Origin of the sequence: Rahnella sp. JUb53, from assembly GCF_004346065.1 — a bacterium.
GTDB lineage: Bacteria > Pseudomonadota > Gammaproteobacteria > Enterobacterales > Enterobacteriaceae > Rahnella > Rahnella variigena.
In genome coordinates this window covers 174,924-189,163 of the sequence record NZ_SLYT01000009.1, presented here as the reverse complement: position 1 = coordinate 189,163, position 14,240 = coordinate 174,924, and the positions used below count along the sequence as shown (strand labels likewise).

Genomic DNA, 14,240 nt, shown 5'->3' with positions numbered 1-14,240 from the left:
AGGCGTTTATCAGCAAAGGAGAAAATTACTTTTTCTTCGCTTTCGGGTTTGGCAGGTCGGTAATGCTGCCTTCGTAGATTTCTGCTGCCAGACCCACGGACTCATGCAGAGTCGGGTGAGCATGGATGGTCAGCGCGATATCTTCTGCATCACAACCCATTTCGATTGCCAGACCGATTTCGCCCAGCAGCTCGCCGCCGTTAGTACCGACAATCGCACCACCGATAACACGGTGAGATTCTTTATCGAAGATCAGTTTGGTCATGCCGTCTGCACAGTCGGAAGCGATGGCACGGCCTGAAGCTGCCCACGGGAAGGTGGCGGTTTCGTAGCTGATGCCTTTTTCTTTCGCTTCTTTCTCAGTCAGGCCAACCCAGGCAACTTCTGGCTCAGTGTAGGCAATGGATGGAATGACTTTCGGATCGAAGTAGTGTTTCTTGCCGGAGATAACTTCGGCAGCCACGTGGCCTTCGTGAACACCTTTGTGCGCCAGCATTGGCTGACCGACGATGTCGCCGATGGCAAAGATGTGTGGCACGTTGGTGCGCATTTGTTTGTCGACGTGGATGAAACCACGGTCGTCAACTTCAATGCCTGCAGCGCCCGCTTCCAGCAGTTTACCGTTAGGAACACGGCCGATAGCCACCAGCACCGCGTCGTAACGCTGTGGTTCTGCAGGGGCTTTCTTGCCTTCCATTGTGACGTAGATGCCGTCTTCTTTGGCTTCTACCGCGGTCACTTTGGTTTCGAGCATCAGGTTGAATTGCTTGCTGATTTTCTTGGTGAAGACTTTCACCACGTCTTTATCAGCCGCAGGAATCACCTGATCGAACATTTCTACCACGTCAATCTGCGAACCCAGCGCGTGGTAAACGGTGCCCATTTCCAGACCGATGATGCCGCCACCCATCACGAGCAGACGCTCAGGGACGGTTTTCAGTTCCAGTGCATCGGTAGAATCCCAGACACGCGGGTCATCATGTGGAATGAATGGCAGTTTGATTGGACGGGAACCCGCCGCAATGATGGCATTGTCGAAAGTGATGGTCGTAGGACCGTTTTCGCCTTCAACAACCAGAGTATTTGCGCCAGTAAATTTGCCCAAGCCGTTCACGACTTTGACTTTACGGCCTTTCGCCATACCTGCCAGACCACCGGTCAGCTGGTTGATGACTTTTTCTTTCCAGACACGCACTTTGTCGATGTCAGTTTTCGGCTCACCGAAAACAATACCGTGTTCTGCCAGTGCTTTTGCTTCAGAGATCACTTTCGCGACGTGCAGCAGAGCTTTAGAAGGGATACAGCCAACGTTCAGGCACACGCCACCGAGAGTGGAATAACGCTCAACCAGAACGGTTTCAAGACCTAAATCAGCGCAACGGAAAGCAGCAGAATAGCCCGCAGGGCCAGCCCCAAGTACCACGACCTGAGTTTTAATTTCAGTACTCATCATGACCTCTTAATTTATGTCCGGCGGGTCTGACGTCATTTTTATGTCGCAACGCCCATCATCCACCGGGTCGTTCTATCCGCCCGCAGTTTACAAAATTGTTAACAAATTTGAAACAACAAACGGCATACGATTTGTGCTTAGCGCCCGAAAATCCCAAACAGCATGAAGAGATTATCAGAAAAAAGCCGGCCGATTGGCCGGCTTTTCACTTACATCACCAGACGGCGAATGTCAGACAACACGTTGTTGATGATGGTGATGAAGCGCGCACCATCGGCACCGTCAATAACACGGTGGTCGAAGGAGAGCGACATTGGCATCATCAGACGCGGTGTGAACTCTTTACCGTTCCAGACTGGCTCGATAGCAGACTTGGAAACACCGAGGATAGCCACTTCCGGCGCGTTGACGATTGGCGCGAAGTGGGTCGTCCCGATACCACCGAGGCTGGAGATAGTGAAGCAACCGCCCTGCATTTCGCCAGCAGTCAGCTTACCGTCACGGGCTTTCTTGGAGATAGCCATCAGCTCACGGGACAACTCGGCGATGCCTTTCTTGTTCACGTCTTTGAAGACCGGAACAACCAGACCGTTTGGCGTATCGACCGCCACACCGATGTTGATGTATTTTTTCAGTGTCAGTTTCTGACCATCTTCGGACAGGGAACTGTTGAAGCGTGGCATCTGCTCAAGGGCAGCGGCAACGGCTTTCATGATGAAGACCACCGGGGTGAATTTCACGTCCAGTTTGCGTTTAGCGGCTTCATCGTTCTGCTGTTTACGGAACGCTTCCAGCTCAGTGATATCGGTTTTGTCGAAGTGCGTAACGTGCGGGATCATCACCCAGTTACGGCTCAGGTTCGCACCAGAGATTTTCTGGATACGGCCCAGTTCGACTTCTTCAATCTCACCGAACTTGCTGAAGTCCACTTTCGGCCAAGGCAGCATGCCTGGCAGACCGCCACCCGTTGCTGCTGCCGGCGCCGCTTCAGCACGTTTGACCGCATCTTTCACGTAAGTCTGAACGTCTTCGCGCAGGATACGACCTTTACGGCCAGTCCCTTTCACTTTCGCCAGGTTAACGCCGAACTCACGGGCCAGACGACGGATAACCGGCGTGGCGTGAACGTAAGCGTCGTTCTCAGTGAATTCGCCTTTGCTTTCAGCTTTAGCTGCTGCCGGAGCCGCCGCTTTCTGTTCCTGTTTCGCAGGAGCAGCCGCTTCTTCTTTCTTAGCAGCCGGAGCAGCAGGCGCAGCGCCTTCTACTTCGAAGACCATGATCAGAGAGCCGGTGCTGACTTTGTCGCCCGCAGCGATTTTGATTTCTTTCACAGTACCCGCGAACGGCGCCGGGACTTCCATTGAGGCTTTGTCGCCTTCAACGGTGATCAGTGACTGTTCTGCACTGATTTTGTCGCCAACTTTAACCATGATTTCAGTGACTTCAACTTCGTCGCCACCGATATCAGGTACGTTCACTTCTTTGCTGCCGGACTGAGCCGGAGCAGCAGGTGCCGCATCTGATTGGGTTTCTGCAGCAGCGGCAGGTGCGGCTGCACCAGAACCAGCCACTTCGAAGACCATGATCAGAGAACCGGTGCTGACTTTGTCGCCCGCAGCGATTTTGATTTCTTTAACTTTGCCCGCGAACGGCGCAGGGACTTCCATAGAGGCTTTGTCGCCTTCTACGGTGATCAGCGATTGTTCAGCTGTCACGGTGTCGCCTACTTTAACCATGATTTCAGTGACTTCAACTTCGTCGCCACCGATGTCTGGTACGTTCACTTCTTTGCTTTCGCTGGAAGCAGGGGCAGCAGCAGCGCTCTCTTGAACATTAGCTTCTGCTTTGGCTTCCTGTTTCGCAGGTGCTGCATCAGCAGCACCGTCAGCGGCTTCAAAGATCATGATCAGTTTGCCGGTTTCGACGGTATCGCCGACCGCAACTTTAATTTCCTTGACCACGCCAGCTTGTGGAGAAGGCACTTCCATAGAAGCTTTGTCGCCTTCAACGGTGATCAGCGATTGTTCAACTTCAACCTTATCGCCCACCTTCACCATAATTTCGGTGACTTCCACTGCATCTGCACCGATGTCCGGTACGTTAATTTCAATAGCCATCTGTCTTTACCTCTTATGCCAGACGCGGGTTAACTTTTTCTGGGTTGATATCGAATTTCTTAATGGCTTCAGCCACTACAGACGTTTCGATTTCACCGCGTTTAGCCAATTCACCCAGCGCAGCAACCACAACGTAGGACGCATCCACTTCGAAGTGGTGACGCAGGTTTTCGCGGCTGTCTGAACGACCAAAGCCGTCAGTACCCAGTACGCGATAATCGCTGGCCGGAACGTAAGTACGAACCTGTTCAGCAAACAGTTTCATATAGTCGGTGGACGCAACCGCTGGCGCGTCGCTCATCACCTGGGCGATGTACGGAACGCGTGGGGTTTCAGTCGGGTGCAGCATGTTCCAGCGCTCACAGTCCTGACCGTCACGGGCCAGTTCAGTGAAGGACGTTACGCTATAAACGTCAGAACCCACACCGTAGTCTTTGGACAGGATCTCAGCCGCTTCACGTACGTGACGCAGAATAGAACCGGAGCCCAGAAGCTGCACTTTACCTTTGCTGCCTTCCAGCGTATCCAGCTTGTAGATACCCTTACGGATGCCTTCTTCCGCACCTTCCGGCATGGCTGGCATGTGGTAGTTTTCGTTCAGCGTGGTGATGTAGTAATAAATGTTTTCCTGCGCTTCACCGTACATACGCACCAGACCGTCATGCATGATGACAGCAACTTCGTACGCGTAAGACGGATCGTAAGAAATACAGTTAGGGATAGTCAGAGACTGAATATGGCTGTGACCATCTTCGTGCTGCAGACCTTCACCGTTCAGGGTAGTACGACCTGAAGTACCGCCGATCAGGAAGCCACGCGCCTGCTGGTCACCCGCTGCCCAGCACAGGTCGCCGATACGCTGGAAACCGAACATGGAGTAGTAGATGTAGAACGGGATCATTGGCAGATCGTTGGTGCTGTAAGACGTCGCTGCGGCCAGCCATGAAGACGCGGCGCCCAGTTCGTTGATACCTTCCTGCAGGATCTGACCTTTCTCGTCTTCTTTATAGTAAGCAACCTGCTCACGGTCCTGCGGGGTGTACTGCTGGCCGTTCGGGCTGTAAATACCAATCTGACGGAACAGACCTTCCATACCGAATGTACGCGCTTCGTCGGCGATGATCGGGACCAGACGGTCTTTAATGGAGTCGTTTTTCAGCATCACGTTCAGGGCACGGACGAAAGCGATAGTGGTAGAGATCTCTTTCTTCTGCTCTTCCAGCAGTTGTGAGAAGTCTTCCAGTTTCGGCATTTCCAGCTTCTGAGTGAAGTTTGGCAGACGAGTCGGCAGGTAGCCTTTCAGCGCAGCACGACGCTCATGCAGGTATTTGTATTCTGCAGAGTCTTTTTCCAGAGTGATGTACGGCAGTTTTTCCAGATTTTCATCGGTAACAGGCACGCTGAAGCGATCACGGATGTAGCGAACGCCATCCATGTTCATTTTCTTCACCTGGTGAGCAATGTTTTTACCTTCGGCAGCGTCGCCCATGCCATAACCTTTAATGGTATGCGCAAGGATAACGGTCGGCTGGCCTTTGGTGTTCTGTGCTTTGTTCAGTGCAGCGAAGACTTTCTTCGGATCATGACCACCACGGTTCAGCGCCCAGATTTCGTCGTCGGTCATATCTTTGACCAGCGCAGCGGTTTCAGGATATTTGCCGAAGAAGTGCTCACGAACGTATTTGCCGTCACGGGACTTGAAGGTCTGGTAGTCGCCATCCACGGTTTCGTTCATCAGCTGGATCAGTTTACCGCTGGTGTCTTTACGCAGCAGTTCATCCCAACGGTTGCCCCAGATGACTTTGATCACGTTCCAGCCAGCGCCTGCAAAGATGCCGTCCAGTTCGTTGATGATTTTGCCGTTACCGGTGACAGGGCCATCAAGACGCTGCAGGTTACAGTTGATGATGAAGCACAGGTTGTCCAGTTTCTCACGGGTCGCGATGGTGATCGCACCTTTGGATTCTGGTTCGTCCATTTCACCGTCGCCCAGGAATGCGTAAACGCGCTGTGCGGAAGTGTCTTTCAGACCACGGTGTTCCAGATATTTCAGGAACTTAGCCTGGTAGATTGCACCGATCGGGCCCAGACCCATGGATACGGTCGGGAACTGCCAGAATTCAGGCATCAGTTTAGGGTGCGGATAAGACGACAGACCTTTACCGTGAACTTCCTGACGGAAATTGTTCATCTGGTCTTCAGTCAGGCGGCCTTCAAGGAAAGCACGCGCATACACGCCCGGAGAGATGTGGCCCTGGAAGTACACCAGATCGCCGCCGTCTTTCTCGTTGCGCGCACGGAAGAAGTGGTTGAAGCACACTTCGTACACGGTCGCAGAAGACTGGAAGGACGCCATGTGGCCGCCGAGTTCCAGGTCTTTCTTGGACGCACGCAGAACGGTCATGATGGCGTTCCAGCGGATAGCGGTACGAATGTTACGTTCCAGCTCCAGGTTACCCGGGTATTCAGGTTCGTCTTCAACAGCGATGGTATTGACGTAGTTACGGCTGGCTGCACCAGCAGCGACGCTCACGCCGCCCTTACGCGCTTCACTGAGAACCTGGTCGATCAGGAACTGTGCACGCTCAACACCTTCTTCACGGATGACCGATTCGATCGCTTGTAGCCAGTCGCGAGTTTCGATCGGATCCACGTCATTATTTACACGTTCTGACATGGTGCTTTTCCTTATCTGTATCTAATACGTTGGTTTATCTGGAGCCTGTCTTCCTGCGCTCTTTTAAAACGGTCTTCGTGATGAGAAAGCGCACGAAGACAGGCCCGTCATGTAGTTGCCGTGAGCCCTCAAATGAAGACTCTAAAAATTAACCTCGTGGGCTAACTTTCATCTTTTCGTTGCTGGAGCCGTCGTAAAGACCGATCCCGCCGGGTGTGTTCCCTGCTGAGATCCAGCAAAACTTCTTCAATGAACGCCAGGTGACGGTGAGATGCGGCACGCGCTTTTTCTGGTTCCCGTGCAACAATCGCCTCGAAAATACTGGCGCGGTGGTTGCTTACCATCGCCAGCATTTCGCGGCGGGAGTAAAGCAATTCAAAGTTCTGTCGAACATTTTTCTCGAGCATCGGTCCCATACAGCGAACCAGATGCAGCAGCACCACATTATGCGCTGCTTCTGTTACAGCAACCTGATACTGCATTACCGCGTCGGCTTCTGCGTCCAGGTCCCCGCTGTCTTGTGCGGTCTGTATGACCACGTGACAATCGCGAATGCGCTGCAAATCTTCCTCTGTGCCACGAAGCGCCGCGTAATAGGCAGCGATCCCTTCAAGGGCATGGCGTGTTTCAAGGAGATCGAATTGTGATTCAGGATGGTCGGCCAGTAACTCAGCCAGCGGGTCACTCACGCTTTGCCACAAGTTACTTTGTACGAAAGTGCCACCACCCTGACGGCGCAGGAGTAGCCCCTTCCCTTCCAGGCTTTGGATTGCCTCTCTGAGAGAAGGTCGCGATACATCAAACTGTTTGGCCAGTTCGCGCTCTGGCGGAAGCTTTTCCCCGGGCCTCAAAGTGCCTTCGAGGATCAGGAACTCAAGTTGCTGCTCGATCACATCGGATAACTTAGGCTGTCGGATTTTGCTGTAAGCCATATATGTGCTGTTCTCTGCGAGTAGCGACTCTGTAAGTTGCCGGAGTCAATTGGTAATACCAATTTAAAAAACGTGGCCGTAAAGTAACAAAGTATTCACCTTGTGTCCATATGGCTACCCAGTAAATGCGTCGACCCCGCACAATTTAACAAATTTTTATCATTTATGGTTTTTACCCAGTCGCGGATCACATTTTTTAGATCCTGAACAAATTTACAGTCAATTTGGCTATTTGTTATGCAGATGATGCATAAACCCCGTGCAAACTTTTGCGCATAACATTATTCTTGCGCGAACGGTAGATGATCCTGCTTTTTAGGTACAATCCAGCCGTAAATAATTAGATACAAAAAGTGTAATTATCGCCTTACATTCTCTCTAACACACAGAATGTTATGGGTTTTGCCCCAATGACAGAGGACAGGTAAATGGTTGAACAACAACAAGGCGATGAGCTGAAGCGTGGTCTCAAAAACCGCCATATTCAGCTGATTGCACTAGGTGGGGCCGTCGGTACAGGGCTGTTTCTGGGCAGCGCTTCCGTCATTCAGTCTGCGGGGCCGGGGATTATTCTTGGCTACGCAATTGCAGGTTTTATTGCCTTTTTAATCATGCGCCAGTTAGGTGAAATGGTTGTTGAGGAGCCGGTTGCGGGCTCATTCAGCCACTTTGCTTACAAATACTGGGGTGGGTTCGCAGGCTTTGCTTCTGGCTGGAACTACTGGGTTCTGTACGTGCTGGTGGCGATGGCAGAACTGACCGCAGTCGGTAAATACATTCAATTCTGGTGGCCGGAAATTCCTACCTGGGTTTCTGCGGCGGCCTTCTTCGTGCTGATCAACGCCATCAACCTGACTAACGTTAAAGTCTTCGGTGAGATGGAATTCTGGTTTGCGATCATCAAAGTGGTTGCGGTTGTGGCGATGATCCTGTTCGGCGGCTGGTTGCTGTTCAGCGACACAGCCGGTCCGCAGGCGACAGTACGTAACCTGTGGGAGCAAGGCGGATTCCTGCCGCATGGTATGACCGGGCTGGTGATGATGATGGCCATCATTATGTTCTCGTTCGGTGGCCTGGAGCTGGTGGGGATTACAGCGGCAGAAGCCGATAATCCTGAAGTCAGCATTCCTAAAGCGACCAACCAGGTTATCTACCGCATCCTGATTTTCTATGTGGGCTCACTGGCCGTGCTGCTTTCCCTGATGCCGTGGACCCGCGTCGGGCCGGACACCAGCCCGTTCGTCCTTATCTTCCATGAACTGGGTGATGCACTGGTTGCCAACGCACTGAACGTGGTGATCCTGACTGCCGCGCTGTCGGTCTACAACAGCTGTGTTTACTGCAACAGCCGCATGTTGTTTGGTCTGGCGCAGCAAGGCAACGCACCGAAATCCCTGATGAAAGTGGACAAACGCGGCGTGCCGGTGACGTCTATCCTTGTCTCTGCGGCCACTACTGCCCTGTGTGTTCTGATTAACTACCTGATGCCAGCCGAAGCGTTTGGTCTGCTGATGGCGCTGGTGGTTTCTGCACTGGTGATCAACTGGGCGATGATCAGCCTGGCACACATTAAATTCCGTCAGGCGAAGCGTCGTGAAGGCGTGGAACCTAAGTTTAAAGCGCTGCTGTATCCGGTGGGTAACTACATCTGCCTGCTGTTTATGGCGGCAATTCTGGTGATCATGGCGATCACTCCGGGCATGGCGATCTCCGTATGGCTGATCCCTGTCTGGCTGGTAGTTCTGGGCATTGGTTACTGGATCAAGAATCAGCAAAGCGGGAAATCCGTTAACGCTTAAGCAAGAGTAATAATTTAAAATCCTCAGACGCCCCGGTTAAGTCACTTGCCGGGGCGTCCTGTTATACAGGTCACACTTTTTCTGAGATAACTAAATCGTCCATCTTCATGACTCTTACCTCCTGACTCTTATTCCCTTCCTGAGCCAATACTCTGAGCTATCAAACAGTTTTTTAACAACTGTCCTTTTGACATCTATGCGGAGAGAACATCCATGAAGGAAGGCGCGCTGTCGTTCAAAGAGAAAGTGGCGTACGGCATGGGGGATGCAGGCTGCAATATGATTGGCGGCGCCATCATGCTGTTTCTTAATTATTTTTATACGGACGTTTTCGGTTTAGCCCCGGCGCTGGTTGGTGTATTGCTGCTCTCCGTGCGCGTTATCGACGCCGTCACCGACCCGATTATGGGCGCGATTGCCGACCGTACGACCACCCGCTGGGGACGGTTCCGCCCGTATTTGTTATGGGTTTCGGTGCCGTATGTTCTGTTCAGCGTACTGATGTTCACCACGCCGGAATGGAGCTACAACAGCAAGGTTATCTATGCTTTTGTGACTTACTTCCTGATGTCTCTGACTTACACAGCCATTAACATTCCTTATTGCTCGCTCGGTGGCGTCATTACTGCCGATCCGCACGAACGTGTTGCCTGCCAGTCTTACCGCTTCTTTATGGTGGGGATCGCAACACTTATCCTGTCTTCCACCCTGCTGCCAATGGCAGATTTTTTCGGTGGCGCGGACAAAGCCAAGGGCTACCAGATGTCGATGGGCGTAATGGCGATCATTGCGCTGTTTATGTTCCTGTTCTGCTTCAGCTCAGTGAAAGAACGTATCCAGCCAGCGGTGCCGTCTAAACACGCCCTGAAATCTGATCTGAAAGATGTCTGGAAAAATGACCAGTGGGTGCGCATCCTGCTGCTGACGTTCTGTAACGTATGTCCGGGCTTTATCCGTATGGCAGCCACCATGTATTACGTCACCTGGGTCATGGAAAAATCTACGTCATTTGCCAGTATGTTTATCAGCCTCGGTGTGGTCGGCATGATGATCGGCAGCGCGCTGGCAAAACCGCTGACCGATAAATACTGCAAACTGAAAGTGTTCTTCTGGGCCAACATTATCCTGACCATTTTCTCTTGCGGCTTCTATTTCCTCGATCCGCATGCGACAACGCTGATCCTGGTAGCGTACTTCATCCTGAACATCATGCATCAGCTCCCTTCCCCGCTGCACTGGTCGCTGATGGCCGATGTGGATGATTACGGCGAATGGAAAACCGGTAAACGCGTGACCGGCATCAGCTTCTCCGGCAACCTGTTCTTCCTTAAATGCGGACTGGCGGTAGCCGGTGCAATGGTCGGATTCCTGTTGTCAGCTTATGGCTACAACGCCGGAGCAGCGCAGCAAAGTGATCACGCAATCAACGGAATTATGCTGCTGTTCACCATCATTCCGGGCGTGGGATATCTGATTACTGCCGGTGTGGTGCGTTTACTGAAAGTGGATCGCGAAACCATGCGTACCATTCAGGCTGATCTCGAAATTCGCCGCCGTAATTACCACGAACTGAATGAATATCACGATGCGAAAAATACACAGGGCGCGGATATCGCCAGCGTCCCACTGAACAGCAAGGAGCTGAAACATGAGTAATTACCCTAATCCGCTGATTGAGCAACGGGCAGACCCGCATATCTGGCTGCACAGCGACGGAAATTATTACTTTATCGCGTCGGTTCCTGAATACGACCGGCTGGAGATCCGCCGCTCGCCAACGCTGAGCGGACTTGCCAATGCGCCAGCCACCATCGTCTGGCATAAACCTGAAACCGGCCCGATGAGCGCACTGATCTGGGCGCCGGAACTGCATTTTATCGACGGGAAATGGGTTATCTATTACGCCGCTGCACCATCGCAGGAGATTGTGGACGGATTATTCCAGCACCGGATGTATGCGCTGGTGTGCGAAGAAGCAGATCCGCTCACGGGGAAATGGCAGGAGAAAGGCCGGATCCAGACCCCGATCGACAGCTTCTCGCTGGATGCCACGCACTTTGAGCATCAGGGCAAAAACTATTATCTGTGGGCGCAGAAAGATCCGGCAATTCGCGGAAACTCGAATCTGTATCTGGCTGAAATGGAAAACCCGTGGACACTGAAATCTCCGCCGGTCATGCTCAGCAAGCCGGAGCTGGACTGGGAAATCATCGGTTTTTGGGTTAACGAAGGCCCGGCCGTGATCACGCATGGCGATAAGATTTTCATCACTTATTCCGCCAGCGCCACCGATGAAAATTACTGTATCGGCTTGCTTTGGGCAGATCTCAGCAGCAACCTGATGGATCCGGCGAGCTGGCATAAATCTCCGCATCCGGTGTTCACTACCCAGGCGCAGAACAAACAGTTCGGCCCCGGCCACAACAGCTTTACCCGCAACGAACAAGGCGAAGATGCGCTGGTATACCACGCCAGAAATTACACAGAAATTGAAGGCGATCCGCTGTATGACCCGAACCGGCATACGCGCATCAAAACCTTTCGCTGGGATGAAAATGGCCTGCCTGACTTCGGTGAACCCGCCGCCGATAACCGTCCGCTGACCTTACAAAAGCAGCGCGGATAAAAAGCAAAAAGCCCGGACATGTAAATGTACCGGGCTTTTTTAATTGGCGGTCTCAGCAACAAAAGTCTCGTTAAATCAGCGTGCCGTAAATCGTCAGCAGCGCCACAACCACCAGAATAATCATCGTCACTTTACGCGCCAGACCGACGGCTGCACGAGGCGTTTGTACCGGATCGGTGTGCGGATCACGCGCCAGCGAGAACTGTGCCAGACGGGTTAATACCTGATACTGCGACGAGTGAATATCACCCAGCGAAGCAAACCAGGCCGGCAGAGCCTTCTCGCCGTGCCCCAGCAAGGCATAAGCCACACCGGCCAGACGAACCGGGATCCAGTCCAGAATATGTAACAGGGAATCAACGCCGGACTGAGCACGTTTCAAAGGCGTCATGTGGCGCGCCAGCCAGGTCTGATAACCGCGTAAAGCCGCGTATCCGCCTAAAGCTATCGGTCCGCAGGGACCACACACCACAAACCAGAATAAAGGGCCGAGATAGTAGCGGTAGTTAATCCATAGCAGCGCATTTTGCAGTTCCCGCAAACGGGCTTCTTCTGTGCAATCCGTTGGCAGACCGTGGATCAGCGCCAGCTCTTCGGCCATTTCCTTACAAGCGTCGGCATCCCCCTGACGGGCTGACTTAAGATAAGCGCGATAATGCTTACGTTTAATCCCCGCGCCAATGCACAGCAGACACAAAATCACCCATAAAATCAGTGTCGGTACGCCAAAGAATATCCCCTGTAGCGCTCGCAGGACGACCCAGATCACCGCCATCCAGATGACCATGATAGCCAGAGTTTTCACTAAGGAAGTCTGCCGCCCTCGGCGGAATATCACTTCGAACCGATGGTCCAGCTGCCAGTGTTCACCCAGTTTGAACAGCCGTTCCCAAGCCAGCACCAGCAGCAAAGTAAATAACGTCATCGATTGTCACTCTCTCTCAACACATCACATGCTTAAACACGCACCAGAGACCGCGTTAACTCACTGGTCAGAAGCGCTATTCTGCCCTACTGGCAGGGCTATCAGCTTGCGATAAAATGCCCAGTCAAATTCAGGGCCGGGATCGGTCTTACGCCCCGGAGCAATATCACTGTGTCCGGTAATGGCATCAAGATTAATGGGATAGTGCTTAATTAACAACTCAGTAACAGCGGCCAGGCTGCGATATTGCGCGTCAGTAAACGGCTCAAAATCCGTGCCTTCCAGCTCGATGCCGATTGAGAAATCATTACAGCGCTCGCGACCCTGCCAGCTGGAAACACCCGCATGCCAGGCGCGTTTATCAAAAGGAACATATTGAACAATTTCGCCATCGCGGCGGATCAGGCAATGTGCCGCCACACGCAACTGGTGGATACCTTCAAAATAAGGATCGTCCTGCGGATTCAGCGTACCGGTAAAGAGTTGATCAATATAGGGACCACCGAATTTCCCGGGCGGCAAACTGATGTTGTGGATAACCAGCAACGAGGGGATTTCATCGTCAGGACGGAGATCAAAATGGGGAGAAACAACCCGCCGGGCTTCAGCTATCCAGCCTTCTTCTAAGTGCATCAAAGACCTCAATGATGTGCTTGTGTGGTACTTATCACAGCAACAGGGTAGCATGTTTTTTTGTCCTTCTTATCCGCCATTTCGGAGTATTTGTATGTCTACCCGCAGCTACAGCCCTGAAAGTCGCCGCGCACAGTTACTCGAACGTATCCAGAATGATATTCCTGCTCTTGTCACTCAAGCCCTGGGCGAAGACCTCGGCGGAGAAGCTAATGCTAACAATGACTTAACGGCACAATTATTGCCACAGGATAAAAACGCGACCGCCACCATCATCACCCGTGAACCCGGTATTTTTTGCGGGCAACGCTGGCTGGATGAAGTCTTTAAGCAACTGGCCGGGGATAAAATCACCGTTAAATGGCATGTAAAAGACGGTGATACAGTTTCTGAAAACCAGACCTTATGCGAACTTTCCGGCTCTGCCCGGATGTTGCTGACCGGCGAACGCACCGCCCTGAATTTTGTGCAAACCCTCTCGGGTGTGGCAACCGAAGTGAATCACTATGTGAAAATTCTGCAGGGCACCAAAACTCAGTTGCTGGACACCCGCAAAACCTTGCCGGGTCTGCGTACTGCACTGAAATATGCCGTGCTCTGCGGTGGCGGAAGCAATCATCGTCTGGGTCTGGCTGATGCATTTCTTATTAAAGAAAACCACATCATCGCCTGTGGCTCAATCAAAGCGGCCGTGGAGCGCGCGTTGTGGATCCATGCCGACGTTCCTGTAGAAGTGGAGGTCGAATCCATTGATGAACTTCAGCAGGCGCTGGATGCCAAAGCTGACATTATCATGCTCGATAACTTTACCGTGCCGATGATGCGTGATGCCGTTGCGCTGACTGCCGGCCAAGCACTGCTGGAAGTCTCCGGTAACGTCACGGAAAAAACACTGCGTGAATTCGCAGAGACCGGCGTGGATTACATTTCCGTCGGCGCGCTCACCAAACATGTCAGAGCCATGGATCTCTCCATGCGCTTTAGCTAATCGCAACGCTGTTGCCCCTGACTTCCTTTTCAGGGGCAACACGACTTCTTTCGGTCTATTTCATCTTGCCGCATTACCCTCTCATTCTCC

At 52.4% G+C, this 14,240-nt stretch carries 10 protein-coding genes; 4 read left to right on the top strand and 6 right to left on the bottom strand.

Annotated features, from left to right (window positions below; genetic code table 11):
* Positions 1-25: 25 nt before the first annotated feature.
* The 4 genes from lpdA to pdhR form a co-directional block, all read right to left on the bottom strand.
* Positions 26-1,450: a dihydrolipoyl dehydrogenase gene (gene lpdA / locus EC840_RS19805; RefSeq protein ID WP_165353190.1), complete on the bottom strand. Its 1,425-nt coding sequence runs from the start codon at positions 1,448-1,450 to the stop codon at positions 26-28.
* Positions 1,451-1,662: 212 nt separating this feature from the next.
* Positions 1,663-3,570, bottom strand: a complete 1,908-nt coding sequence (aceF, locus tag EC840_RS19800) for a pyruvate dehydrogenase complex dihydrolipoyllysine-residue acetyltransferase (RefSeq protein WP_113876357.1) — start codon at positions 3,568-3,570, stop codon at positions 1,663-1,665.
* 13 nt (positions 3,571-3,583) lie between these two features.
* A complete protein-coding gene (gene aceE / locus EC840_RS19795) occupies positions 3,584-6,247 on the bottom strand; it encodes a pyruvate dehydrogenase (acetyl-transferring), homodimeric type (protein ID WP_112286924.1) in 2,664 nt (887 codons plus the stop codon).
* A 161-nt stretch (positions 6,248-6,408) separates the two neighbouring features.
* Positions 6,409-7,179: a pyruvate dehydrogenase complex transcriptional repressor PdhR gene (pdhR, locus tag EC840_RS19790; RefSeq protein WP_112286925.1), complete on the bottom strand. Its 771-nt coding sequence runs from the start codon at positions 7,177-7,179 to the stop codon at positions 6,409-6,411.
* 428 nt (positions 7,180-7,607) lie between these two features.
* On the opposite strand from pdhR, the gene aroP reads away from it, so the two are divergent.
* The 3 genes from aroP (at position 7,608) to EC840_RS19775 (ending at position 11,604) form a co-directional block, all read left to right on the top strand.
* Positions 7,608-8,978: an aromatic amino acid transporter AroP gene (gene aroP / locus EC840_RS19785; protein ID WP_113876356.1), complete on the top strand. Its 1,371-nt coding sequence runs from the start codon at positions 7,608-7,610 to the stop codon at positions 8,976-8,978.
* Between the two features lie 213 nt (positions 8,979-9,191).
* Positions 9,192-10,634, top strand: coding sequence for an MFS transporter (locus EC840_RS19780; protein ID WP_132966701.1), 1,443 nt, complete (start codon positions 9,192-9,194; stop codon positions 10,632-10,634).
* Positions 10,627-11,604 carry a family 43 glycosylhydrolase gene (locus EC840_RS19775; protein ID WP_132966699.1) on the top strand — a complete coding sequence of 326 codons (978 nt, stop codon included), beginning with the start codon at positions 10,627-10,629 and terminating at the stop codon, positions 11,602-11,604. Before EC840_RS19780 ends, EC840_RS19775 begins: the two co-directional genes overlap by 8 nt.
* A gap of 70 nt (positions 11,605-11,674) precedes the next feature.
* On the opposite strand, the gene ampE is transcribed toward EC840_RS19775, so the two are convergent.
* On the bottom strand, positions 11,675-12,529 hold the full coding sequence (ampE, locus tag EC840_RS19770; RefSeq protein ID WP_113876353.1) for a beta-lactamase regulator AmpE: 855 nt from the start codon (positions 12,527-12,529) through the stop codon (positions 11,675-11,677).
* A 60-nt stretch (positions 12,530-12,589) separates the two neighbouring features.
* Positions 12,590-13,162: a 1,6-anhydro-N-acetylmuramyl-L-alanine amidase AmpD gene (gene ampD / locus EC840_RS19765; RefSeq protein ID WP_129639729.1), complete on the bottom strand. Its 573-nt coding sequence runs from the start codon at positions 13,160-13,162 to the stop codon at positions 12,590-12,592.
* A gap of 94 nt (positions 13,163-13,256) precedes the next feature.
* Between ampD and nadC the strand changes: the two genes are divergently transcribed.
* On the top strand, positions 13,257-14,150 hold the full coding sequence (gene nadC / locus EC840_RS19760; RefSeq protein WP_132966697.1) for a carboxylating nicotinate-nucleotide diphosphorylase: 894 nt from the start codon (positions 13,257-13,259) through the stop codon (positions 14,148-14,150).
* Positions 14,151-14,240: the final 90 nt, after the last annotated feature.